The following is a 24,614-nucleotide window of genomic DNA, read 5'->3' on the forward strand; positions in this document are numbered from 1 at the left end:
CGTCCTCGGTATGCCACCACGTCGTGGCACATACCCAGCGTACAAAGCGGTTCCGGCCGTCCTCTGTCCGCTCGCCGAGGCGTCCGGGCGACCCGGCGCCCCAGGGGGCGGGCTCAGCCCTTCATCCGCCGCAGGATCTGCTCGCGCCTGATCTGCAGGTCGTCGATGAGCGCCTCCTGCTGCTCGACGTTGGTCAGCAGGGTGGCCTTCTCCGCCATGTCCGTGGGCGCGTTCCAGCTCTGCCCGATCTCCTCGCGTAGCTGCGCGGTCTCCCTGCGCATGCGCTCGATCTGGGCGTCCACCTCGTCGAGCTCCTTCTTGAGCTCCGGATCGTCCATGCCTCACCGTCCCGTCGCGTCACTCGCGTTCGCCATGGAGTGTTCGTCCACCCCATTCCACGGGGACGGGAAACTATTCGGCGACGGAGACAGGGAGGTAGACGGTTTCGCCGGTCGCGCGGGCCCGCTGCGCCGCCGTCAGCCGCGCCACCAGGTAGGCCGGCATGAGCGAGGCGGCCTGCTCCGCGGTGAAGAACCCGTAGTCGTCCAGCTCCTCCTCCTGCAGGACCACCATCGTCCCGTCCTCGCCCGTTCCGTCCTCGAACGTGCCGCAGTCGAACAGGAAGTGGACCAGCGGGATCGGCCGGTCGTCCAGCGGCGGCACCCACTGGACCACGAGGAGGCGGCCCACCTGCCGGGTGAGGCCCAGCTCCTCGGCCAGCTCCCGGCCGCAGGCCGCCTCGGGCGACTCTCCCTCGTCGATGTGGCCGCCCGGCCAGCCCCAGTGATCGCGGTAGCCCGGCTTCACGAGCAGGACCCGCCCGGAGGAGTCGGTGAGGAAACCGGCCGCCGCGGCGGCCACCTTGAACAGCCCCGCGTAGAAGACGTCCGCCGGGATCATCGCAGCTCCGATCGCATGCCCCGAGCCTAGTCAGGGATGGTCCCCGAGATCACGCGGAGGAGTTGCCGGGCCGGATACGGCCTGCTCGCGCCGGTCCTCGTCACGCACCACCCGCGCCGGCACGCCCTACAGGCGGGTGGTGCGGAAGCGCGACCGGTACGCGGCGGGCGGCACACCGATCTCGCGGACGAACGCCCGCCGCATGGTCTCGGGCGAGCCGAACCCGGCGCGGCGCGCGACCACGTCGAGCGGATCGTCCCCGGCCTCCAGCAGGCCCCGCGCGGTCTCGATTCGGACGAGTTCGACGTACCGGGCAGGGGTGATGCCCGTCTCCCCCTTGAACAGGCGCGTGAGCTGGCGGACGCTCAGCCCCGCCCGGGCGGCCATCGCGCTCAGCCCGTGGTCCGCGGCGGGATCGACGGTCACCGCGTCCAGCACCGGCCGCAGGGCCTCGCCGCGCGTGGCCCCGCAACGCAGCCGCACGCTGAACTGCGACTGGCCGCCCGGCCGCTGCATGAACACCACCAGGTGCTTCGCGACCGTTCTGGCCAGTGCGGTGCCGTGGTCCTCCTCGACCAGGCCCAGGGCCAGGTCGATCCCGGACGTCACCCCGGCCGAGGTGATGACCCGGCCGTCCCGGACGAAGATGGCGTCCGGGTCGACCGTCACGCGGGGGTAGCTGAGCGCCAGCCGGTCTGCCAGGTCCCAATGGGTGGCCGCCCGGCGGCCGTCGAGGATCCCGGCCGCCGCGAGGACGAAGGCCCCGGCGCACACCGATGCCGTGCGCCCGGCCCGCTCGGACAGCCGGCGGACCTGTTCGAGCAGGGCCCGGTCGCATTCTGTGGCCGAGACGTCCGGGCTGCCCGGCACGAGCAGCACGTCGGGTGTCTCCCCCGCCAGGTCCTCCAGCGCCAGGTCGGCGCCGAGGCGGACGCCGCCGCTGGTCCTGATGTCCCGCCCGCCCGGGGAGGCGGTGCGCAGCCGGTACGTCGCTCCGTGCTCGTTGGCCACGGTGAACACCTCGAGCGGGCCGGTCACGTCCAGCAACCGGACGCCGTCGTACACGACGACGACCACGCAGTGACCCGCCCCCGCCCGGACGCCCATGCGTCCAGTCTGCGCCACCCCGCTCACCTCACCCGCCGGGCAGCTCAGAGCACCAGGAGGAGCGAGGTAGGCGTGTGCAGCCCGACCTCGTGGCTGACGCTGCCGCCGAGAAGTGCGCCGAGCCTGCCGTGGTGGCGGGGACCGAGCACGATGAGATCGGCTTTCATCGCGCGGGCCCGGTCGAGGACGGCGTCCGGGACGCCCTCGTGGAGGACGTTCACCACCTCACCGTCCGCCTCGATTCCGGCGGCGCGCAACGGGGCGAGGGCCTGGTCGACCACCGCGCGGGCCGTGGCGTCGTCCTCCAACGCGACCACCTGGTCATACACGGCCTCGCTCTCCTCGGCGTGGAGGACGTGGACCGCCGCGCCGGTGAGGCGGGCGAGATCGGTGACGGCCCGGATGACGCGGTCGGCCCGGTCGGAGCCGTCGATCGCGGCGAGAATGCGGGTGTACATGGAGTTTCTCCAGAGTGTGAGACGTGATCAGGACGGGGAGTGCTCGCGCTGGAACAGAGCGGCGACGGCGGCGAGAACAAGCAGACCGGCCGACAGCCACAGGCCCCTGGCGATGCCGCCCTGGCTGTCGGACAGCAGTCCAGACAATAGGGGGCCGACGGCCTGGCCCAGCGAGAAGGCCACCGTCAGCAGCGCGATGCCCGCCGTCCAGCCGTGCGCGGGGAGCATCCGCCGGGCGATCACGGTGGCGGCCGTGGGTCCGGCCATGAAGCTCGCGCCGAAGACGACGGCCGACAGCAGCGCGGCGGCCGGTCCGGGGGTCATGATCAGCACGGGCAGCACGCCGAGGAAGACCAGCGCGGCGACGAGGGCGGGGGCGTGCCCGCCGCGTAGCCGTCCCGCGAGGTGGCCCCACACCGTCAGCGTGGCGACCGCCGAGGCCGCACCGAGCACGACGAAGAACACGGCGACGATCGAGGAGCCCAGCCCCTGGCTGCGCAGCAGTGCGACCGCGAACGTCATGTAACTCACGTATCCGGCTCCGAAGAGCACGTACCAGGCCAGCGTGGGGGCGAGGCGACGCACCTGACCGGCGGTGAGCAGGGCCGCGTGCGGACCGGTGGGCTCCGCGACCGCGCGGGCGCCGAGCCAGGCGGGCAGCAGGGCGGCGACCGAGGCGAGGCCCATCAGCAGCCAGCCGAGCCGCCAGCCCGCGTCCTGCCCCGCCGACAGCGCGGCCGGCACGACGAGCCCGGAGATCACCACGCCCGCGCCGACGCCCGCCATGTAGATCGCGACTGGCAGCGCGGCACGGCCGCGACCGGCGCCGGTCGCGACACGCGAGGCGAGAACGGAACCGACCACGAACGCGACCGCCGTGGTGAATCCCCCCACGAAGCGCAGGGCGAGCAGCGCGGGGAAGTTCGCCGTGGCCGCCGTCGCGCACAGGGACAGCGCGCTCACCGCGAGGCCCCACAGGAACGCGGCCCGGTTGCCCAGCCGCCGCGCCCAGACGGCGGCCGTGGCCGCGCCGATGATGTATCCCAGCGCGTTGGCCGTGTTCATGCCGCCGGCCTGTGCGTACGACCAATGGAGCCGCTCGTGCATCACAGGGAGCAGCAGAGCGTAGGCGAAGCGGGTGAAGCCGAGCGCGACGACCGGGCCCGCGGCCAGGCCGAGCGCGGTGAAGGCGTGCCGGGCGGGTGACGCGCCGACGGGCGCGGGGGATTCGGCGACGGCGCCGGGGTGATCGACAGGACGCATGCGATGGTCTCCTGGTGAACGGGTGAGGACACCTGGCATCAATGCGCTGGGCAGGGCGATCCATCGCCGTCGTATGGGACACGGATCCCTCGAATCCGGCCACGGCCGGCGCGACCCGGCCCTGAACTCGCGGACCCTCGGCGGAGGGCGCGGGAGTCGATCGTCTCGTGCGTGAGGAGACCCGCCCGGCGCTAGCCGGTCGTGTCGAAGCTCAGAGGCATGCGCAGCCCGAGCTGCGTGTACAGCTCCAACTGGTCGTAGTAGTAGCGCTGGCTGACGACGAGGTCGTCCGCCAGGTGCCAGAACCAGGAGCTGCGCACAGAGGTGAACCGTCCCGTCGGCGGCAGGACCTGTCCGTCGGCGATCAGGTACGGTCCCCGATGGGTCCCCGCCGCCTGCATCTCGGTCGCCAGCGCGTCACCGTGGCTGACCTTCCCCCAGAGCGTGAACCGCAGGTCCGGAAATCCCTCCCACATCTGCAGAATGTAGGAACCGATCTCCTCCGGGTCTCCCGCCTCCATCTCCGGCCCGACCACGACCGCGCCCGGCGCGAAGCAGCGCAACACGGCGTCGAGGTCATGGGCGTTCATCGCGGCGAGCATGCGGTCCACGACGTCGGACATCGCAGAACCCCCTCTCCGGATAAGCGTATCGAAGGCCTCAGAGGGTGTTCGATTGCCCGCTGTCGCGGCTGCTCTCCACGTCAACCGCTTCCGCGAAGCCGGGGACCATACCTATCTTCATCCCACGCACCGCCGGGGGCTGCCCGCCGCAGGTCCTTCATCAGCAGCAGGAGGTGCAGCGGGTCGCTCGGGCTCTGCTCGAACGCGGCGAGCCGCAAATAGAAGGCCCGCGCCGTCTCGCTCTCACAGTGGATGAGCAGGGCTCGGACACCGATCTGGTCCGCTACCCGCGCCACCCTCCGGAGGGCGTCCGCCACGAGCGCCCGTCCCAGCCCGATGCCCTGTTCGGCTCTTTCCACGCCCAGCCGGGCCAGGATCACCACCGGTTGTGCGTGACGACCGGCTCCCTTGAGCAGCCGTGCGGGAGCCTCGCCCGGAGTGACGCTCCCGGCCGCGAAAGCGTAGTAACCCACCACCTTGCCGCACCCCATGTCGCGGACGACGTAGACACGACATCCCCCGCTCGCGTGCGCCTGTAGCGCATGACGCGTCAGCCACTCGCTCTGCGCGGGAGAACCACAGTCGAAGCCGTCGAGGTCGTCGCCCTTCCTGACGGGGGACACCGAAGACAGCTTCACGGGTTTTCGTCCAGGATCGTCGGGGTCCTGATGAGCTCGGCGAGCCCCGGCACGTCACGGGACTCCCGGGACAGGGCCGCGTCGAATGCCTGCCACTGCTCCTCGTCAAGCCGGAAAACCGTTCGGTCCGCCAGCAACTCACGAGCGGCCGTGGTAGCCGCACCGAGGACGAACGAGGAGACGGTGTCCCCGGCCGCCTCGCTCGCACTCTCCAGCAGCCGCTTGGTCTCCGCGTCCACGCGCAGGTTGATGCGCTCCTCCTTGGCACCCACGACCAGAGCGTACGTACGTTGTGCAGCCATAACCAAGAGCTTAACAAGAAGATGAGCGAAGAGCGACCGGGCGATTACTTCAAGTACACGAAGGGGTCGGAGAAGTGGGAAGGGGCGAGGACTGCGGCCCGGGCGAGGATGTCCGTGCGGCTCCACGTCCCCCGAGCTGCGTGACCTGGTCGGCTTGTCACCCTGAGGCTTGAGCCGCACTCCCTGTTCCGAGGCTCACGAAGCCGCGGGGAACTGAGCCGGGAGGCCGTCCAGCAACTGGCTCAGCAGCGGGTATCCGCCGTCGACGCGGATCACCTGGCCGGTGACCGTGCTGAAGGCGCCGTCCACGAGCGCGGCGATCGGGCGAGCCAGATCCTGCGGCCGCAGCATCGTGCCGGTTACCGATCGGTCGCCGAAGTGGCGCCGGATGCCATCGGTGAACTTCTCAGCAGTGGCATCGGTACCGACCGCGCCAGGGGCGACGGCGTTGACGGTGATGCCGTCCGCTATGGCCTCGCCGGCGACCTGCAGGGCGAAGGCGTTCACGGCGGCCTTGGCGGTGGAGTGGGCGGCGCTGCCGATGATCAGCTCGGCGGCGGTGGCGGAGACGTAGACGATCCGGCCGGACCGCCGTCGGCGCATGACCGGCAACACCCGCCGGGTCAGGTGGTAGACGCCGGCCAGCTCACTGCTCACCTTGGCCGTGAACGCCTCCCACGGCACATGTTCCAGAGGACCGTAGGGCGGCGCCGCGGTGTGGGCGTTGCCCACCAGCACGTCGATCCGCCCGTGCTCGCCGACCACCCGGTCCACCAGCGCGGTGACCTGGGCCTCGTCAGTCACGTCGGCCTGGATCGCCTGCGCGGCGCCGATCTGCTCGACCACCAGCTCCGCGGACTCGGCGTCGCGCAGATAGTTGACGATCACGTGGTAGCCGAGCCGGCCCAACTCGTGCGCGGTCGCGGCCCCGATTCCCCGGCTGGCCCCGCTGACAAGCGCCACCTGCTTGCTGTTCATCTGTCTCTCCTGACTCACCGTACGAGGACGCGGGAGACATTAGGTTGTGGGCTTACTCTTTGTAAGTACGTACCGTGAGGTAAGCCCCAGAGACAGCAGTAGGTGGGCACGTGGATGAGAGCGACGCCCGGTGGATCAGTGACACGTTTCACAGCGACTGTCCCGGGCAGGAGGTGATGGAACATGTCACCGGACGGTGGGTGCCGCTGATCCTGGCCGCCCTGGCGCCTGGGCCGATGCGCTTTTTCGAGTTGCGCCGGCGCATCGAGGGCATCAGCGAGAAGATGCTCTCCGCCAAACTGCGGATCCTGGTTCGCGATGGGCTGGTGGCGCGCACCGTGGAGCCGACCACCCCGCCGCAGGTGAGCTATGAGCTGACCAAGCTGGGCCAAGGCCTGTCCCGCCCGTTCGCCCAACTGGTCCGCTGGATTTCGGCGCACACCCCGGAGGTCATCGCGGCCCAGCAGCGCTTTGACCACAGCGCGAATCCTGCGGATCAGGCGATTTCGAGTTTGTGATGCAGGTCGCGGCGGTCGTCGCCCCACGTCTTTCCGGCACATGGGTGGTGAGGGCCACGCAAGGGGCAAGAAGTACATAAGGGTAAAATGCATCTATGTGGGGCACACGGGTGAGAACAGTCGCAAACCCCTGATCTACTGGACCGCCGGTGTGCTCGCGTACATGGTCGCGGTCTTCCACCGCCAGTCGCTCGGCGTGACAGGGATCGACGCGGCGGCGAGGTTCGGGGTCGGGTCGGCGGCGCTGTCCACCCTCGCGATGCTGCAGCTGCTCGTCTACGCGGCCATGCAGATCCCCGTCGGCGTCCTGGTCGACCGCCTCGGTTCGAAGCGCATGCTGCTCATCGGCGCGGCGGTCATGGCCCTCGGCCAGCTTCTGTTCGCCGTCGCCACCGGCCTGGGGGCGGCCGTCGCCGGGAGGGTGCTGGTCGGCTGCGGCGACGCGATGACGTTCATCAGCGTGATCCGGGTGGTCAACGTCTGGTTTTCACCCCGCCGCAACCCGCTGATCGTCCAGCTCACCGGCATCCTCGGCCAGTTCGGCGCGGTCGTGTCGGCCGTGCCGCTGATCACCTCGCTGCACACGTACGGCTGGACGCCGACCTTTGTGTGGGCGGGGGGCCTGGGGGTGGTGGCCCTGGCCGCCGTCGGCCTCTTCCTGCGCGACCGGCGGCCGGAACGCCCGCCCGCGGCGCTCGGCGTGCGGGCGGCCTGGGCGGAGCCGGGCACCCGCCTCGGGATGTGGACCCACGCCGCCACCCAGTGCTCGTCGGCGGCCTTCACAATCCTGTGGGGCTATCCCTACCTGGTGCAGGGCCAGGGCCTGTCCCCGCGTACGGCCGGCGTGCTGCTGACCGCGCTGACACTGCTCGCGATGGGCTGCGGGCCGCTGCTCGGCCACCTCGCCGGGCGCTTCCCGCTGCGCCGTTCGTGGATGGTGCTCACGGTCATCGGCTCCTCGGCCTGCGCCTGGACGCTCGTCCTCCTGTGGCCCGGCCCCGCCCCGCTGTGGACGCTCGGGCTGCTCATGCTGGCCCTCGCCACGAACGGCCCCGGCTCGATGGTCGGCTTCGACTACGCCCGCACGTTCAACCCGGCCGAGCGCATCGGCGTTGCCACCGGCATCGTCAACGGCGGCGGCTTCGCCGCCTCGATGTCCCTGATCGCGCTCGTCGGGGTCGTCATGGACCTGCAGGACGACTTCCGCTGGGCGTTCGCCGTGCAGTATCCGATCTGGCTGCTCGGGGCCGTACAGGTGATCCGCTACCGTGCCCGCGCCCGCCGGCGCGCCGCCCTTCGGCCCACCCTCGCTCCGGCCCACGCCTGACCGGAGAGCCCCGCCTTGAGAGCATGAGCGAAGACTGTCTGATCACCTCATGTGAACGAAGGCGTCGGGGAAGTGGGAAGGGGCGAGGACGACGGCGCGGGCGAGGATGTCCGTGCGCGTCCGTACGGCGAGGTCGGGGTCCTCGTCGTACACGTAGCGGATCGTCGGGTCGGCCAGCTGGACGGGGTGGTGCAGGACGTCGCCGCTCATGACGACGTCGCCCGCCTCGACGATCTGGTGGCCGGGCGTGTGGCCGGGCGCGTGCAGCACCCGGACGCCGGGCACGGGCTCCGCGTCGCCGTCGATGACGTCGAGCGCGTCCCGCAGGGGATCGAGGATCAGCTCGCGCACCGGGCCGGCGGCCCACTCGGCCTCCGCTCGCTGCACGATGTAGCGGGCGTTCGGGAAGGCGGGGACGCCGTCCACGACCGCGCCGCCCATGTGGTCGCTGTGCAGGTGGGTCAGCACCACGACGTCCACGTCCTCCGGCGCGGTCCCGGCGGCGGCCAGTTCCGCGCCGAGACGGCCGGGCAGCGGCGCCCAGGTCGCGAGCGAGTCCGCGCCGCCGATCCCGGCGTCCACCAGGACCGTACGGCCCGCCGCCCGCACCAGGTAGCAGTGGAAGTGCAGCACCCACTCCTCACCGGGCTCGAACGTGGCACCGGCGAACATCTCGGGCAGCGGCTTGCGGACCGGATCCTTCATCGGCCCCACGGCATCGCAGAGCGGGACGATCTCGACACCGGACACGATTCTCGGCTCATGATGCGGCATCGCACCACCCTAGGTCCGGTCGTCGTTCAGCGGGCGGCGGCCGCGATGGGGGCGTAGTCGACGTCGAGGTCGGCGGCGTAGACGGCGCGCTCGCAGTGGGCGCAGCGGTAGAGGATCGGGCCCTCGTCGAGCTCGGTACGGCAGCGCGGGCAGCGGCGGCGGGTGCGGGTCATCTCGGTCTCCCCCTTGGAAAGTGCCTTGCGCGTCCATGGAACCTCCGCCGGCTTGCCGTGCTCCTGCAGTCGGCTTGCCACCGGTTCGCACTCCGCTCGGGGTGGATGATGGACGAGTGCTCGCCGACGTCATCGACCACCTCGTCTGCCCGGCCTGCCGTACGGCGGTCCACCTGGCCGAGGGGTCGGTCAGATGCGCGCACGGCCACTCCTTCGACGTGGCGCGGCAGGGATACGTGAACATGCTCACCCGCCCGGCCGGCACGGCCGACACGCCCGCCATGGTGGCCGCGCGGGCGCGCTTCCTTGAGGCGGGCCACTACGCCCCGCTGGCCGGCCGCCTCGCCCGGCTGTGCGAGGGCGCCGCCGTGGTCGCCGACGCCGGCGCGGGCACCGGCTACTACCTGGCCGCGGCGCTCGGCGACGCCGCGGCGGGCATCGCGCTCGACGTGTCCAAGCACGCCCTGAAACGGGCCGCCCGCGCGCATCCCCGCATCGGCGCCGTCGTGGCGGACGTGTGGCGGCCGATCCCCGTCGGCGACGACCGCGTGGACGTGCTGCTCAACGTCTTCGCGCCGCGCAACGCGGAGGAGTTCGCCCGGGTGCTGCGGCCGGGCGGCTCCCTGGTCGTCGTCACACCCGGCCCCGGCCACCTGAGCCCGCTCGTCGAACGGCTCGGCCTGCTGAGCGTGGACGAGGACAAGGACCGCCGCCTTGAGGACGCCCTGGGCGGCCGGTTCGCCCGCGTCGGTGAGGAGACCGAGGAGGTCGCGCTCTCCCTCGGCCACGATGAGGTCGGGGCGGTGGTCGGCATGGGCCCGAGCGCCTGGCACACGCGCCCGGAGGCGCTGGCCGCGAAGATCGATGCGCTGCCCGACCCGGTGCCGGTGACCGCGTCCTTCCACATCACCCGCTGGACCGCCTCGTCCTGACCGCGTAGCACCGGTCACGCGCGCGGGATCGCCACGCCCCTGGTGCGGATGGTGCGGATCGCGGGGGCGACCGCCGCGGCCGCCCCCAGCAGGAAGCAGATCGCGATCACCACGGCGACCGGCCGCCACGGCACGTCGAAGGCGAAGAGCCCGGCCAGGCGCAGCAGGGCCGCCTCCAGCCCCAGCAGGCCGAGCGCCGTGGCCGCGAAGCCCAGCACCACCCCGACCGCCACGACCGCCAGCGCCTCCGCCACGACATACCGCAGCACCTGCGCGCGCGTCGCGCCCAGCAGCCGCAGGCCGCCCCGCTCCGCCGCCCGGTCGGAGGCCGCCATCAGCAGCGTGTTGACCAGCGCGATCACGGTGTAGCAGAGCATGATCCCCAGCACGGCCAGCAGGCCGAGCCGGCTGGCCGACGCCTGCCGGTCCCCGGACTCCCGCACCCACTCCGCCCTGCTCACCGCGCGGGCGTTGTGGCCGCGTACGGCATCCTCCAGTGCGGTCCGCACGGCCGGGGCCGAGGCGCCGGGACGTGGCGTCACGTACGCGACCGAGGGCAGGGCGGAGAAGGCGTGGGCGGGCGTGACGTAGGCGTCTGCGGGCGAATCGTCCCCGAGCACGCCGGTCACCGTCAGTGTGACCGGGCTGCCGTCGGCGCGCCACATGCGCACCCGCTGCCCCAGGCTCAGCTCCCAGGTGCGGGAGACGACGATCGTGTCGTCGTGCAGCCCGGCCGTCGATCCGGCGACCAGCGGGACCGACAGCGCCGTGGACAGCGTGCCCGGCTCGACGGCCTGGGCGGGCCTCCGGATGAGCTGGGTGTCGCCTTCGAGGGTGTACACGCTGGTCCCGGTCTCGGTGACGACGTCCGCGCCGGGGATGGCCCGCAGCCGCTGGACGAGTTGCCGGTCCAGTCCGGCGTCCCCGTCGGGGAGCACCAGGTAGGCGGCGCGCACCGGCCGGGTCTGCAGCGCCGACTTGGCGGCGTCGGTCATCGCCGCCCCGCCCAGCAGCGAGGCCGCCAGCGCCACCGTGACCAGGACGGGCGCGGCCGTGGCGGCGGTCCGCCTGGCCGAGGCCGCCGTCCCGCCCGCGACCACGACGCCGCCGGCGCCGCGCAGCCGCTCCAGCGGCGCGACGAGCAGCCGGGTGACGGGCCGCACGAAGACCGGCGCGAGCAGGCCCAGCGCGGCGATGAGCAGCATGACGATCGGCATGAAGGTCTTGTTGTTCGTGGCCGACCCCGGATCGCCGACCGCGTTCACCGCCATGCTGACCAGCGCCGTGCCCAGCGAACCCAACCCGGCGATCCACCGGCCGCGGGTCATCGCGCGGGGTTCCACCGTCGCCTCGCGCAGCGCCTCGGCGGGTCGCACCCGCCCGGCCCGCCGCGCGGCCGCGGTCACGCCGGCCAGCGCGACCAGCACTCCGGTGCCGAAGGCCACCCAGGCGGGCACGGACGACCGCGAGGGGGTCAGCCACTCCGGCGCCATCCCAAGCGCGGCCAGCCGGCCGAGGATCGGCCGGGTGGCCGACGGGCCGAGGAACGCGCCGATCGCGGAGGCGGCCACCGCGACGAGGACCGCCTCGCCGTACATCATCCGCCTGATCTGGCCGGCGGTCGCGCCGATGGTCCGTAGCAGGGCGAACTCGCGCCGCCGCTGCCCCACCGCGAACGCGAACGTGGACGAGACCACGAAAATCGCGATGAAGGCGGCGAACCCGGCGGCGATGCCGACGATCGTGTTGGTGTTGTTGCGTGCCCGCTCGTCCGCCTCCCGGGACGGATCGGCCAGCGCCCGGTCCTGCCCGGTCAGCACCCGGGCCGCCCCCGCCACCGCCTTGGTCACCTCGGCGGCGGGTTGCCACAGCGCGAGCGCGTCCACCCGCGGCGACAGCCGGGCGGCGTGCGCGTCGGCGAAGAACACGGTGGGCTGCGGCCCCGCCGTCGTGACGCCCACCACGCGATACGTCTCGATCCCGGTCGCGGTCACCACGGGCACCCGCGTCCCGACCAGTGCCCGCGCCCCGGTGGAGGTCCCCCGCCGCTCGGGCCGGGTCCCGGTGCTGATCGCGATCTCGGCGTCCCCCGAGGGCGCGCGGCCCGCGACGAGCGTCTGCGGGGCCGTACGGGCGGCCGACCAGGGCCTGCCCACCGACGGCGGCCCGTCCGAGAGCCGCGCGGGGAAGACGCGGTCCACCACCACGCCGGGGAAGCGGGCGACGAGATCGTCCCCAAGGCCGCGCGGCTCGGCCAGGGGCGCGCTGCTGCCACCACGCCAGGTGTCCACGGTGAGCCTCTCGTCGGGCACGACCACGACGGGCGCGGCGGCGTACCGCTGCGGTCCGCGCGGCGGCGACGTGACGCTGGAGGCCAGCACCTGGCCGAGCGCGGCGATCAACGCGGCGCCCAGCGCCAGCGCGGCGAAGGTGCCCGCGAAGGAGATCCAGCGCATACACAGCGTGGACCAGGCGATCCTCAGCACGACGCCTCCAACTGCAGCATCCGGGTGGCGACCAGTTCGGCGGTGGGCTCGTGCAGCTCGCCGAACACGCGGCCGTCGGCCAGGAACACGACCCGGTCGGCGTACGAGGCCGCCACGGCGTCGTGGGTGACCATGACGATGGTCTGGGCCTGCCGGTCCACCAGCGTGCGCAGCAGGCGCAGCACGTCGCGGCTGGTGTTGGCGTCGAGGGCGCCGGTCGGCTCATCGGCGAAGAGCACGGCGGGACGGGTGACGAGCGCCCGCGCGATGGACACCCGCTGCTGCTGCCCGCCCGACATCTCGGCGGGCCGGTGCCCGGCGCGCTCGGCCAGGCCCACCGCGGCCAGGCTCTGCCGCACCAGCTCCCGGTCGGGGCGCCGGCCGGCGAGCCGCAACGGCAGGCCCACGTTCTGCTCCGCGGTGAGCGAGGGCAGCAGGTTGAACGACTGGAACACGAAGCCGATACGGTCCCTGCGCAGCAACGTCAGCTTCCGGTCGCCGAGTGCGGCCAGGTCGCGGCCGTCCACGACCACTCGGCCCGCGCTGGGCCGGTCCAGCCCGGCAGCGCACTGCAGCAGCGTCGACTTGCCCGACCCCGACGGCCCCATCACGGCCGTGAACGTGCCGGCCCCGAAGCCGATCGTGACGTCGTCCAGCGCCGTGACGCCGTGTGCGTAGTGTTTGGTGACCCCGATGAGATCGACCGCGTGCGTGGTGTTCACCCTGGGAACGCTACGAACGCCGATGTCCGGGGGGTATCGGACACATGACCGGTGCTCTCACCGGAAGGGCCCCGGCCGCATCCTCCCCGAGCCGCCGGACCGGGCGGAACGATCAGGGGCATGGATTTTCGTCTCCGCGATGAGTTCCGGCCCCACCGCCGGTATGTACTCACGAGCTCGCCGGAGTACCCCGGGCGAACCGATCACAAGGGAGAATCCGATGTCGAACAGTCGTGCGACAGACGAGGCCGCCATCAAGTCCGTACTGGTTGCCTCCTACAAGGCGTGGGAGGCGGGCGACGCGGACGGCATGGTCGCCGACTACACCGAGGATGCGACCGCCATCATGCCCGGCTCGCTCCGCGACGGCCGTGCCGTGATCCGTCAGAGCATGGCCCTGGCCTTCGAGGGGCCGCTCAAGGGCAGCTCGACCTACAACAAGCAGCTCAGCATCCGCTTCGTCGGCAGGGATGGCGCGATCGTCATCAGCGAATCCGCCATCCTCTTCCCCGGCGAGGCCGAGGTCCCAGATGACGTGCGCAAGGTGAATGCGACCTGGGTCCTCGAGAAGCGGGGCGGCCAGTGGCTGATCGCCGCCTATCACAACAGCCCGGTGGTGGCGCCTGCGCAGTGAACGAGGCGCAGGGGTTTCCCGTCGCTGGTCTCGCCGAAGAGACGCTCGCCGGCTCCGAGCACGACCGGGAAGATAACCAGCCGCCGAGCCTGAAGCCCTCGTCACGCGTACGAGTCGGCCGATCTCGACGCGCTGGTGGCCCTTCTGGCCGACGACGTCTAGATGGGCCGTGGCAGCATTCGGCAGACACTCCCTTAGGATTCCGGCGTGCTGTGGGGGCGTGCGAGCGATCAGGCGGTGATCGACGGCCTGCTCGACCGGGCGCGTGCCGGACGCTCCGGCGTGCTCGTGGTCGGAGGCGATCCGGGCATCGGCAAGACGTCGCTGCTGGCCTACGCGGCGGAATGCGCGGAGGACATGCGCGTGCTGCGCGGCGTCGGCGTCGAGACCGAGGCCGAGATCCCGTTCGCCTCGCTCCATCTGCTGCTCGGGCACGGGCTCGACCGGCTGGACGCGCTGCCCGAGCCGCAGGCGGCCGCCCTGCGCGGCGCCTTCGGCCTGGCCCCGGTGACCAGCCGGCTCCTGGTGGGCCTGGCCGTCCTGTCGCTGCTGGCGGAGCTGGCCGAGGGCGGGCCACTGCTGTGCCTGGTCGACGACGCGCAGTGGCTCGACCAGGAGTCGGCGCAGGCACTGCGGTTCGCGGCCCACCGCCTGCACGCCGAGGGCATCGTCATGATCTTCGCCGCGCGCGACGGCTTCGACCCCTCGGGCCTGCCCGAGCACCGGCTGCCGGGCCTCGACGCCGGCAGCGCCGCCGCGCTGCTCGATCACGCCGCCCCCGGGCTCGCTCCCGGCGCCCGCGACCGCCTCATCGAGGAGAGCTGCGGCAACCCGCTCGCCCTGCTCGAACTCCCGCGTACGGACCTGCCCGTCTACGACCGGAGCCCGCTGCCGCTGCCCGCCCGCATCCAGCAGGCGTACGAGGCCCGCATCGCCGAACTTCCCGCGGACGCCCAGAAGGCGCTGCTGGTCACCGCGCTGACCGACGGCGGCGACCTGGACGTGATCGCACGGGCGGGCCGGGAGCTGGGGATCGCGCCCGCCGCACTGGGCGTGGCCGAGAAGTCCGGCCTGGTCGGGATCGACGGCCGGCGGGTGGCCTTCACCCACCCCCTCATGCGCGCGGCGGCCTTCCGGCACGGCACCTACGACCTGCGGCTGGAGGTCCACGCGATCCTGGCGAGGCTGCTCGCCCATCAGCCCGATCGGCGGGCCTGGCACCTGGCCGCCGCGGCCACCGGCCCCGACGAGACGGCCGCGCTGGCGCTGGAGCAGGCCGCGCGGCGGGCCAGGGAGCGCGACGGCAACGCCGGGGCCTGCGCCGCGCTCGAACGGGCCGCCGAGCTCACCGAGGACCACACGCTCAAGGCGCGGCGACTGACCGAGGCCGCCGTCGCCGCCTCCGACGCGGGCCAGGCCGGCCGGGCCAAGGAGCTGGCCGGGCGCGCCGCCGCGCTGGTCACCGACCCCCGTTCCCGCGCCCGGCTGCGTGAGTTGCGCGCCAGGATCGCGTTCGACGAGGGCGCCCCGCACCTGGCCCACGACCTGCTGATCGCGGGCGCCGAAGAGCTGACGGCACTCGCGACGGCGGACACGGAGGACACGGAGGACACGGACGACGCCGACGACGCGGACGGGCAGGCGCGGCAGGACCGGATCGCGGCCGGGCTCATGCTGACCGACGCCGCGCGCAACGCGTGGCAGCTCAGCGACCCGGCCAGGGTCGCCGAGGCGGCCGGCCGCCTGCACACGCTCGGCCTGCGTCCGGAGGACGGCCTCGACCCCGCCGTCCAGGCCGTGACCGGCGCGGCCGTGCTGCTGCGGCACGGACCGGCGGAGGGTCTGCCCATCATGCGCGACATGGTCGCCAGGGGCGGCCGGATCGCCTCCGGCGCGCACACGTTCCGGATCAACGCGGCCTTCGTCGCCCCGCTCGTCGGCGACTTCAGGACCGGACACGACATCTCGGCCGCCATGGCCGCGGAATGCCGGGCCGCGGGAGACCTCGGCAAACTCCCCCTGGTCCACGTCACGCTCGCCGCCGCCGAGCTGTATCTGGGCAGGTTCAGGGACGCCGAGGCCACCGCGGCCGAGGGGCTGCGGCTCACCTCCGGCACCGGGCAGCGCAACCGGGCGGGCTACCTGGAGGGCACGCTGGCCTGGCTGGCGGCCATACGCGGAGAGGCGGACCGATGCGCCGAGCTGGCCGCCCGATCACGCGACCGCTTCGACGCCAACCACATCGTCAACGGCCTGGCGTGGGCCGAGTGGGCGCTGGCCCTGCTCGACCTCGGCCAGGGCCGGTTCGCCGAGGCTCTCGAGCGGCTCGACGCCGCCATGACCGGCCCGGTGCGCCACCAGATCCAGGCCGTCTACTTCGCCCCCGACCAGATCGAGGCGGCCGTACGGCTCGGGCTGCCCGCGCGCGAGCCGATGCGCCGGTTCGAGGAGTGGGCGACGGCCTCGGGGCAGGACTGGGCGCTGGCCGTCCTGCACCGCTGCCGGGCCCTGCTCGAACCCGACTGGGAGCGGGCCCGCGAGGACTTCGACGCCGCCGTACGGCTCCACGCCGGCAGCGGCCGTCCCTGGGAGGCGGCCCGCACGAGGCTCGCCTTCGGGGAGCGCCTGCGCAGGGAGCGCGACAAGGGCAGCGCCCGGCCGCACCTGCGGGCGGCGTGGGAGACCTTCGAGCGGCTGGGCGCCCATCCGTGGGCCGAGCGCGCCCGCGGCGAGCTGCGCGCCACCGGTGACACCAGCTCTCCGGCCGCGCGGGCGGAAGCGCTGCCCGCGCTGTCCCCGCAGGAGCTGCAGATCGTGCGGCTGGCCGCCAGGGGCATGACCAACCGGGAGATCGGCGCGCAGTTGTTCCTCAGCCCGAAGACCGTCAGCTACCACCTCTACCGGGCGTTTCCGAAGCTCAACGTGGCGAGCCGCGCCCAGCTCGCCGGTCTGGACCTGTCCTGACGGGCGCGGCGCCGAACTCACAGCCCGACATCGCCCATTTGTGAGGCATTGTCGCGACTGGCGGGACATACTGAACCCGACCCCGTAGCTGCGCAGGGGAGGGCCGGTATGAAGGCCGAGGAACGCTGGCAGGCCAGGTTCCGGGCACCGCGGGTGACCCTGCCCACATGGGCGCGCCAGGCGCCGCAGCGAGCCGTCTACCGCGGCACCGCGTCCGGCTCCTGGGAGATCTACGCCTGGGACCGGGCGAGCGGCCAGACCCGCCAGGTCACCGACCGCCCCCACGGCACCCGGTATGGCGCGATCGACCCCACCGGCCAGTGGATCTGGTGGTTCGGTGACGTACGCGGAGACCCGGACGGCGACGGGCACGAGGACGGACACGGCGTCTGGTCGCGCCAGCCGTTCGGCGGCGGCCCGGACGAGCCCCTGGCGATGCCTCCCGGCCACCCCTGCGGGCTCGCGCTCGCCTCCGACGGCGCCGCGGCCGTCGGCCGCTCCTCCCGGGACGGCTTCGAGATCCTGCTGGCCAGGCCGGGAAGCGAGCCGGTCGCGCTGTATCACCACGACGAGTACGCCGCGGTCGCGGACATGTCGCTCGACGGCTCGCTCATCGCCGTCAACCACAGCGAGCACGGCGACGTCCTGCACCCGGCCCTGCGGGTCATCAGGGCGAACGGCTCGACGGTCGCCGAGCTGAACGACGGACCGGGCAGGGGCGTGACCGGCGGCAGATTCGCCCCCGTCCCCGGCGACCGGCGCCTGCTCGTCCTGCACGAGCGCCGGGGCCGCCGCGAACCGCTCGTGTGGGACCCGATCACCGGCGAGCAGCGGGAGATCTGGCTGCGGGTGCGCGGCGAGATCTCCGCGGACTGGTACGACGACGGCCGGGCGCTGCTCATCATCCACACCCAGCGGGGACGCACGGAACTGCTCCGCTACGACCTCGCCGGAGGCGGCCTCACCCCGATCGAGAGCCCGCACGGGGTGATCGAGGCGGCCGCGCCGCGCCCCGACGGCACCGTCGAGTACTCCTGGTCGAGCGCCTCCCACCCGCCGGTCGTCAAGTCGAGCAACGGCCACGTGGTCTTCAGCCCGGGGCGCACGCCGCCGCCGTCCGTGCCGCTGGAGGACATCGACGTGGAGGGCCCCGGCGGGCGCATCCACGCCCTCGTCTCCCGGCCGGAGCGGGTGGCCGCGCCCTACCCGACGGTGTTCCTCCTGCGCACCGTGCTGCCGGGGTTCTGCGGCGGCCCTCGCGGCCAGGACGACGACTCGTTCCAGCCGCAGGTCGCGGCGTGGGTCGACAGCGGCTTCGCGGTGATCAGGGTGAACCACCGGGGCTCGGACGGGTACGGCTCGGCCTGGCGCGACGCCCTGCGCGGCGACGTCGGCCACATCGAGCTGGCCGACGTGGCGGCGGTGCGCGAATGGGCGGTGGAGCACGGCATCGCCGACCCCGACCGCCTCGTGCTCGCCGGCACGGCGTGGGGCGGCTACCTGACCCTGCTGGCGCTCGGCACCCAGCCGAAGTCGTGGACGGCGGGGATCGCCGCCGCGCCGATCGCCGACCACGCGGCGGCGTACGAGGACGAGGCCGACTGCCTGCGTGCCGCGCACCGGGCGCTGCTGGGCGGCTCCCCGGCCGAGGTGCCCGAGCGGTACGCCGCGTCCTCCCCGATCACCTACGCCGACATGGTGGAGGCGCCGCTGCTGATCCTCACGGGTGCGAACGACCCGCGCTGCCCGCAGCGGCAGGTCGACCGCTACGTGCGGGCCCTGGCGGACCACGGCAGGGAGGCGTCGGTCTACCGGTACGGCACCGGACCGGGCACGTCGACAGTGGAGGAGCGGGTGCACCGGATGGCCGCGTCGATCGACTTCGCCGTCCGCACCCTGGGCTGTTCCTAGGCTAGGGCGCGCGCAGGACGAGGATGGCCAGGTCGTCGGCGCTCGGCTCGGGCGCGAAGTCCTGGACCGCCCGGCGGATGCGCTCGGCCACCGCGCGGGCGGACAGATCGGCGCACTCCGCCAGCAGCATGGCCAGGCCGCCGTCGTCGTCGAGCAGCCGGTCGCCCGACCGCCGCTCCGTCACCCCGTCGGTCACGCCCAGGAGCACGTCGCCGGGGGTGAGCCGCAGGTTGTCCTCCTGGAACTTCGCCTCGGGGAACACGCCGAGCAGCGACTGCGGCGACGCGACGACCTCCACGACGCCGTTCGGCCGCAGCCGCAGGGCCTCCGGATGCCCGGCCGAGACGAGGCGGATGTCGAGGCCCTCCGGCACGACCGTGATCTGGCCGTGCAGCAGCGTCAGGAAGCGGGCGCGCTCCCCCTCCTCCAGGATGGCCTGGTTGAGCCGGCCCACGACGGCGGCCACGCCGTACCCCTCGCGGGCGAGCAGCCGCAGCGTGTGCCGGGCCAGGCCGGTGACCGCGGCGGCCTCGGGCCCGGTGCCGCAGACGTCGCCGATCGCGAAGCGCCAGACCCCGTCCGCGATCGGGAACAGGTCGTAGAAGTCTCCGCCGACCTCGTTGTTCTCCCCGGCCGGCTCGTAGATGACGTGGAAGTCGAGCCCGGGGGTCGTGGGCTCGTCGGGCGGCAGGAGGCTGCGCTGCAGCGCCCGGTTGGCGGCCGCCTGCTGCGCGTACAGGCGGGCGTTGTCGAGCGCGAGCGCGGCGCGCCTGCTCAGGTCCTCGGCGATCTGCATGGCCTCGTCGGGGAAGCGGTCGCGCCGGCCGAGGCACATCACGCCGAGCCGCCGCCCCCGCGCGGTCAGCGGGTAGGCCAGCGCCTGCCAGTCGCTCATCGGCAGCACGGCGGGGTCGTCGTCCGCCGGCAGCGCGATCTCCTCCAGTTCGTCGCGCATGGTGTCGATCTGGGTCTCGTCCGCGTGCCAGAGGTAGGCGGGCCGCAGCTCCCCCAGTCCGTCCTGGTCGGTGTAGACGGCGCACCAGCTCGCCAGGCGGGGCACCACGATCTGCGCGATGATCGCCGGGACCATCTCCGGGTTGAGCGTGCCCGCGAGCAGGTCGCTCGCGTCGGCGAGGAAGCCCAGCCAGCCCGGGCCGTGCGCGGCCTCCAGCAGCCACTCGTCGCTCTGCACCGGCTCCCCGCCCGGAAGTTCCAGCCGGGCCCAGCGGGTGCGCAGCGACGAGGTGAACGTGACACCCCACGTGACGGCGTCGGCGGGCGGCCCGAAGTCATGATGACCGTCCGTCTTCTCCCGCACCTCCACCTGGACGGACTCGCCGTGGTGGAGCCACACGACCTCGAAGGGCGCGCCGACCGCGTCCGCGACCAGTTCCCGCACCAGACGCTCGGCCTCGGGATACACGGACATCGCGGCCCACGCCGTCATCACCTCACGGGTGAACCGCTTCACTTCGGACACGGCCGTCTCACCCGGCGCGAAGGACGCGGCGAGGACGGCTCTTGGGGTAGTTGCCACCACCATTGTGCTTACCACACTTCCTGCTGACTTCGGGTCAAGCAAGGGGCCCCGCACCCCACGGAACGTGACAGACTGGCATGGAGTCCGCGGCTGGACAGGCCGTACGAGGCCCAACGCCTTGGTCGCGTCAGCCCCGTCGGGGTAAAGGAGGCTAAATGTCGCCCGCCAACGCCGAGCTGGCCGGGACCGAACGGGTCTATCGCGAATCCGATCTCGTGCCGTTCCTGGAGACGCTTATCACATGGCGCGACGGCGACTTTCGCCGTCGCGTCTCGCACGCCCCGCCGGGAGTCCTCAGCGAGATCCGGCTGCTGCTCAACGAGGTGGCGGACCGGCGCGAACACCTCGCCAACGAGCTCGCCCGGGTGCGCCGCGAGATCGTCAAGGAGGGCCGTTTCACCGAACGGCTGAGCCCCGGGCCGGGCGTCGGCGCGTGGGCGGAGAGCGTGGGCTCGGTCAACGACCTCATCGACGCCATCGTGACACCGGTCAGCGGCGCCGCCGACGTCATCGACGCGGTGGCCAAGGGCGACCTGTCCCGCCGGATCGACGTGGACCGCGCGGCCCGGGGCGAGGTGCGCCGCCTGGGCAAGGCCATCAACGGCATGGTCGACCAGCTCTCGCTGTTCACCTCGGAGGTGACGCGGGTCACCCGCGACCTCGGCACCGAGGGCAAGCTGGGCGGCCGGGCCAACCTGCGCGGCATGTCGGGAAGCTGGCGCGACCTCACCGAGGCCGTCAACACCATGTCCGACCGCGTCTCCGCACAGGTCCGCGACATCGCCGAGGTGACGACCGGGGTCGCGCGGGGCGACCTGAGCCGCAAGGTCACCGTCGACGCCGTCGGCGAGATGCTGGAGCTGAAGCACACCGTCAACACGATGGTCGACCAGCTCTCGGCGTTCGCCGAGGAGGTCACCCGGGTGGCGCGCGAGGTCGGCACCGAGGGCCAGCTGGGCGGCCAGGCGCAGGTGCGCGGCGTGTCGGGGGTCTGGAAGGACCTCACCGACAACGTCAACTTCATGGCGAACAACCTGACCTCCCAGGTGCGCCAGATCGCCGTCGTCTCCACCGCCGTCGCGCAGGGCAACCTGACCAAGAAGATCACCGTGGACGCCCAGGGCGAGATCCTGGAGCTCAAGGAGACCCTCAACACGATGGTGGACCAGCTGTCCGCCTTCGCCGACGAGGTGACCCGCGTCGCCCGCGAGGTCGGCACCGAGGGCAAGCTGGGCGGCCGCGCCGAGGTGAAGGGCGTGTCGGGCGTCTGGAAGGACCTCACCGACAACGTCAACTCGATGGCCAACAACCTGACCTACCAGGTGCGCAACATCGCCCAGGTGACCACCGCCGTCGCCAACGGCGACTTCACCCGCAAGATCGACGTCGACGCCCAGGGCGAGATGCTCGAACTCAAGAGCACCATGAACACCATGGTCGACCAGCTGTCGTCGTTCGCCTCCGAGGTGACCCGCGTCGCCCGCGAGGTCGGCACCGAGGGACGGCTGGGCGGCCAGGCGCAGGTGCGCGGTGTGTCGGGCATCTGGAAGGACCTCACCGACAACGTCAACTTCATGGCGAACAACCTGACGTCGCAGATCCGTCAGATCGCCGTCGTCTCCACCGCCGTGGCGCAGGGCAACCTGTCGAAGAAGATCACTGTGGACGCCCAGGGCGAGATCCTGGAGCTCAAGGACACGATGAACACGATGGTGGACCAGCTGTCCGCCTTCGCCGACGAGGTGACCCGCGTCGCCCGCGAGGTCGGCACCGAGGGACGGCTGGGCGGCCAGGCGCGCGTCCCCGGCGTCTCGGGCGTCTGGAAGGACCTCACCGACAACGTCAACTCGATGGCCAGCAACTTCACCTACCAGGTGCGCAACATCGCCCAGGTGACCACCGCCGTCGCCAACGGCGACCTCACCCGCAAGATCGACGTCGACGCCCAGGGCGAGATCCTTCAGCTCAAGAGCACCATGAACACCATGGTCGACCAGCTCTCGTCGTTCGCCTCCGAGGTGACCCGCGTCGCCCGCGAGGTGGGCTCGGAGGGCCAGCTCGGCGGCCAGGCCCGGGTGGAGGGCGTCGAGGGCACCTGGAAGCGGCTCACCGAGAGCGTGAACGAGCTGGCCGGCAACCTCACCACACAGGTGCGCGCGATCGCCCAGGTGACCAGCGCGGTCGCCCGCGGCGACCTGACCCGGTCGATCACCGTCGAGGCGCCCGGCGAGCTGGCCCAGCTCAAGGACAACATCAACACGATGGTCGCCACGCTGCGCGAGACGACCAAGACCAACCAGGAGCAGGACTGGCTCAAGTCCAACCTGGCCAGGATCTCCCGCCTGATGCAGGGGCACCGCGACCTGATGGAGGTCGCGCGGCTCATCATGAGCGAGCTCACCCCGCTCGTCTCGGCCAGCCACGGCGCCTGCTACCTGTACGACGGCGGCCGGCTCAACCTGATCGCCGGGTACGGCATCCAGCCGGGTTCGGCCCCGAAGCCGAACTTCGAGCTGGGCGAGGGCATCATCGGCCAGGCCGCGCTGGAGGCCGAGCAGATCATTCTCGAGGGCGTGCCGGTCGACTCGATCACGGTCGAGACCGGGCTCAGCCGGTCGAACCCGGCGCAGATCGTCGTGCTGCCGATCCTCTTCGAGAACAAGGTGCTCGGCGTCCTGGAGATGGCCTCGTTCACCCAGTTCAGCGAGGTCCACCTGGCCTTCCTCACCCAGCTCGTCGAGACCATCGGGGTCACGATCAACACGATTATGGCCAACTCCCGGACCGAGGACCTGCTCACCGAGTCGCAGCGGCTCGCGATCGAGCTGCAGGAGCGCTCCGACGAGCTGCAGCGCCAGCAGGAGGAGCTGCGCCGGTCCAACGCCGAGCTGGAGGACAAGGCGGCGCTGCTGGCCAAGCAGAACCGCGCCATCGAGATCCAGAACTTCCAGATCGAGCAGGCCCGGCGGACGCTGGAGGAGCGGGCCGAGCAGCTCGCGGTGTCCTCGCGGTACAAGTCCGAGTTCCTCGCGAACATGTCCCACGAGCTGCGCACCCCGCTGAACAGCCTGCTCGTGCTGGCCAAGCTGCTGACGGAAAACGACGAGGGCAACCTGACCCCGCAACAGGTCGAGTTCGCCCGGACCATCCACGACGCCGGTTCCGCGCTGCTCCAGCTGATCAACGACATCCTCGACCTGACGAAGGTCGAGGCGGGCCGCATGGACATCCACCCGCAGACGATGTCGCTGTCCGGGCTGGTCGACTACATGGAGGCCACCTTCGCGCCGCTCGCACAGGACAAGGGCCTGTCGTTCACGGTCCAGGTCGACCCCTCCGTGCCCGACGACCTGAGTAGCGACGAGCAGCGGCTGCAGCAGGTGCTGCGCAACCTGCTGTCCAACGCGGTGAAGTTCACCCACGAAGGCCAGGTCAGGCTGGAGGTGACCCTCGCGCCCGACGACGTCAACTACGTGGACGAGAAGCTGCAGGGCTCGCCGGAGAACATGCTGGCCTTCAGAGTCGTCGACACCGGCATCGGCATCGCGCCGGACAAGCTCGAAGTGATCTTCGAGCAGTTCCGCCAGGCCGACGGCACGACGAGCCGCAAGTACGGCGGCACCGGCCTCGGCCTGTCGATCTGCCGGGAGATCGCCCGCCTGCTCGGCGGCGAGATCCACGTCCAGAGCGTCCCCGGGGACGGCAGCACGTTCACGCTGTATCTGCCCCCGGACTACTCGGGGCCGCTCGCCGCGCCCGACGGCGGTGCGATCGCCACGCCCACGGAACCGGACGTCCGTGAGGACGAGGTGCCCGAACTGCACATCAAGGACATCCTCCCGGAGATCCCCCTCCCGACCGACCTGCCCGTCCCCCAGTACGCTCCGCTGGTCGACGGCCACGACTGGCAGGGGGAGGACCCGCTGTCCGGGGCGAAGATCCTCATCGTGGACGACGACATCCGCAACGTCTTCGCGCTGACCAGCGTGCTGGAACGGCACGGCGCGACCGTGGTGTACGCCGAGAACGGCCGTGAGGGCATCGAGCAGCTCGAACGCAACGAGGACGTGGCGCTCGTGCTGATGGACATCATGATGCCCGAGATGGACGGCTGGGCCACGACGTCGGCGATCCGCACGATGCCGCAGTTCGCCGACCTGCCGATCATCGCGCTGACGGCGAAGGTCATGCGGGGAGACCGCGAGAAGAGCATCGCGTCGGGCGCCTCCGATTACGTGCCCAAACCCGTCGACGTCGACCGGCTGCTTGAACGGCTGCGCGGATGGCTCATGCGCGGCCGCGGGGGCACAGAACGAACGAGGGGCGTGCCGTCCCCTGAGTCCCGAGACTCCCAGGAGGCATGA

At 72.2% G+C, this 24,614-nt stretch carries 21 protein-coding genes; 7 read left to right on the top strand and 14 right to left on the bottom strand.

The features are described 5' to 3' along the window. Positions 1-113: 113 nt before the first annotated feature. The 9 genes from BXA11_RS18615 to BXA11_RS18655 form a co-directional block, all read right to left on the bottom strand. A complete protein-coding gene (locus tag BXA11_RS18615; RefSeq protein ID WP_030507753.1) occupies positions 114-338 on the bottom strand; it encodes a hypothetical protein in 225 nt (74 codons plus the stop codon). A gap of 73 nt (positions 339-411) precedes the next feature. Beyond that, positions 412-900, bottom strand: coding sequence for an NUDIX domain-containing protein (locus BXA11_RS18620; RefSeq protein ID WP_076436158.1), 489 nt, complete (start codon positions 898-900; stop codon positions 412-414). 126 nt (positions 901-1,026) lie between these two features. Further along, on the bottom strand, positions 1,027-2,007 hold the full coding sequence (locus BXA11_RS18625) for a GlxA family transcriptional regulator (RefSeq protein WP_204053536.1): 981 nt from the start codon (positions 2,005-2,007) through the stop codon (positions 1,027-1,029). Positions 2,008-2,051: 44 nt separating this feature from the next. Beyond that, entirely contained in the window at positions 2,052-2,465 is a 414-nt protein-coding gene (locus BXA11_RS18630; RefSeq protein WP_076436160.1) for a universal stress protein, read from the bottom strand. A 27-nt stretch (positions 2,466-2,492) separates the two neighbouring features. Continuing rightward, positions 2,493-3,728, bottom strand: a complete 1,236-nt coding sequence (locus tag BXA11_RS18635) for a YbfB/YjiJ family MFS transporter (RefSeq protein WP_076436161.1) — start codon at positions 3,726-3,728, stop codon at positions 2,493-2,495. Between the two features lie 191 nt (positions 3,729-3,919). Beyond that, positions 3,920-4,351 (bottom strand): ester cyclase, encoded by a 432-nt coding sequence (locus BXA11_RS18640; RefSeq protein ID WP_076436163.1) that lies wholly within the window; start codon positions 4,349-4,351, stop codon positions 3,920-3,922. An 80-nt stretch (positions 4,352-4,431) separates the two neighbouring features. After that, complete coding sequence (locus BXA11_RS18645) at positions 4,432-4,974, bottom strand: GNAT family N-acetyltransferase (RefSeq protein WP_239104874.1); 543 nt, start codon at positions 4,972-4,974, stop codon at positions 4,432-4,434. Between the two features lie 11 nt (positions 4,975-4,985). After that, positions 4,986-5,291 carry a type II toxin-antitoxin system TacA family antitoxin gene (locus tag BXA11_RS18650; RefSeq protein WP_076436166.1) on the bottom strand — a complete coding sequence of 102 codons (306 nt, stop codon included), beginning with the start codon at positions 5,289-5,291 and terminating at the stop codon, positions 4,986-4,988. A 195-nt stretch (positions 5,292-5,486) separates the two neighbouring features. Further along, positions 5,487-6,269: an SDR family NAD(P)-dependent oxidoreductase gene (locus BXA11_RS18655; protein WP_076436167.1), complete on the bottom strand. Its 783-nt coding sequence runs from the start codon at positions 6,267-6,269 to the stop codon at positions 5,487-5,489. A gap of 110 nt (positions 6,270-6,379) precedes the next feature. Between BXA11_RS18655 and BXA11_RS18660 the strand changes: the two genes are divergently transcribed. After that, on the top strand, positions 6,380-6,787 hold the full coding sequence (locus BXA11_RS18660) for a winged helix-turn-helix transcriptional regulator (RefSeq protein WP_076436169.1): 408 nt from the start codon (positions 6,380-6,382) through the stop codon (positions 6,785-6,787). A gap of 97 nt (positions 6,788-6,884) precedes the next feature. Further along, complete coding sequence (locus BXA11_RS18665; protein WP_239104875.1) at positions 6,885-8,114, top strand: MFS transporter; 1,230 nt, start codon at positions 6,885-6,887, stop codon at positions 8,112-8,114. 42 nt (positions 8,115-8,156) lie between these two features. On the opposite strand, the gene BXA11_RS18670 is transcribed toward BXA11_RS18665, so the two are convergent. Further along, positions 8,157-8,888: an MBL fold metallo-hydrolase gene (locus tag BXA11_RS18670; protein ID WP_076436171.1), complete on the bottom strand. Its 732-nt coding sequence runs from the start codon at positions 8,886-8,888 to the stop codon at positions 8,157-8,159. A 26-nt stretch (positions 8,889-8,914) separates the two neighbouring features. Beyond that, positions 8,915-9,142 (bottom strand): hypothetical protein, encoded by a 228-nt coding sequence (locus BXA11_RS42215; protein ID WP_143734388.1) that lies wholly within the window; start codon positions 9,140-9,142, stop codon positions 8,915-8,917. A 35-nt stretch (positions 9,143-9,177) separates the two neighbouring features. Here BXA11_RS42215 and BXA11_RS18675 point away from each other — a divergent pair, with 35 nt between their 5' ends. After that, entirely contained in the window at positions 9,178-9,993 is an 816-nt protein-coding gene (locus BXA11_RS18675) for a zinc finger domain-containing protein (RefSeq protein WP_076436173.1), read from the top strand. A gap of 14 nt (positions 9,994-10,007) precedes the next feature. On the opposite strand, the gene BXA11_RS18680 is transcribed toward BXA11_RS18675, so the two are convergent. Beyond that, the gene (locus BXA11_RS18680; RefSeq protein ID WP_076436175.1) at positions 10,008-12,479 is read right to left on the bottom strand and encodes an FtsX-like permease family protein; all 2,472 of its coding nucleotides are present in this window, start codon (positions 12,477-12,479) and stop codon (positions 10,008-10,010) included. Beyond that, positions 12,473-13,201: an ABC transporter ATP-binding protein gene (locus tag BXA11_RS18685; RefSeq protein ID WP_143734389.1), complete on the bottom strand. Its 729-nt coding sequence runs from the start codon at positions 13,199-13,201 to the stop codon at positions 12,473-12,475. Before BXA11_RS18685 ends, BXA11_RS18680 begins: the two co-directional genes overlap by 7 nt. A 220-nt stretch (positions 13,202-13,421) precedes the next feature. Here BXA11_RS18685 and BXA11_RS18690 point away from each other — a divergent pair, with 220 nt between their 5' ends. The 3 genes from BXA11_RS18690 (at position 13,422) to BXA11_RS18700 (ending at position 18,710) form a co-directional block, all read left to right on the top strand. After that, positions 13,422-13,835: an SgcJ/EcaC family oxidoreductase gene (locus BXA11_RS18690; RefSeq protein WP_076436178.1), complete on the top strand. Its 414-nt coding sequence runs from the start codon at positions 13,422-13,424 to the stop codon at positions 13,833-13,835. A gap of 207 nt (positions 13,836-14,042) precedes the next feature. Beyond that, a complete protein-coding gene (locus BXA11_RS18695) occupies positions 14,043-16,799 on the top strand; it encodes a helix-turn-helix transcriptional regulator (protein WP_076436180.1) in 2,757 nt (918 codons plus the stop codon). A gap of 108 nt (positions 16,800-16,907) precedes the next feature. Then, positions 16,908-18,710, top strand: coding sequence for a S9 family peptidase (locus BXA11_RS18700; RefSeq protein WP_076436182.1), 1,803 nt, complete (start codon positions 16,908-16,910; stop codon positions 18,708-18,710). A gap of 1 nt (position 18,711) precedes the next feature. On the opposite strand, the gene BXA11_RS18705 is transcribed toward BXA11_RS18700, so the two are convergent. Next, a complete protein-coding gene (locus BXA11_RS18705) occupies positions 18,712-20,190 on the bottom strand; it encodes a PP2C family protein-serine/threonine phosphatase (protein ID WP_231513859.1) in 1,479 nt (492 codons plus the stop codon). 215 nt (positions 20,191-20,405) lie between these two features. On the opposite strand from BXA11_RS18705, the gene BXA11_RS18710 reads away from it, so the two are divergent. Beyond that, positions 20,406-24,614, top strand: a complete 4,209-nt coding sequence (locus BXA11_RS18710; RefSeq protein ID WP_076436184.1) for a HAMP domain-containing protein — start codon at positions 20,406-20,408, stop codon at positions 24,612-24,614.

Origin of the sequence: Microbispora rosea (assembly GCF_900156315.1) — a bacterium.
GTDB lineage: Bacteria > Actinomycetota > Actinomycetes > Streptosporangiales > Streptosporangiaceae > Microbispora > Microbispora rosea.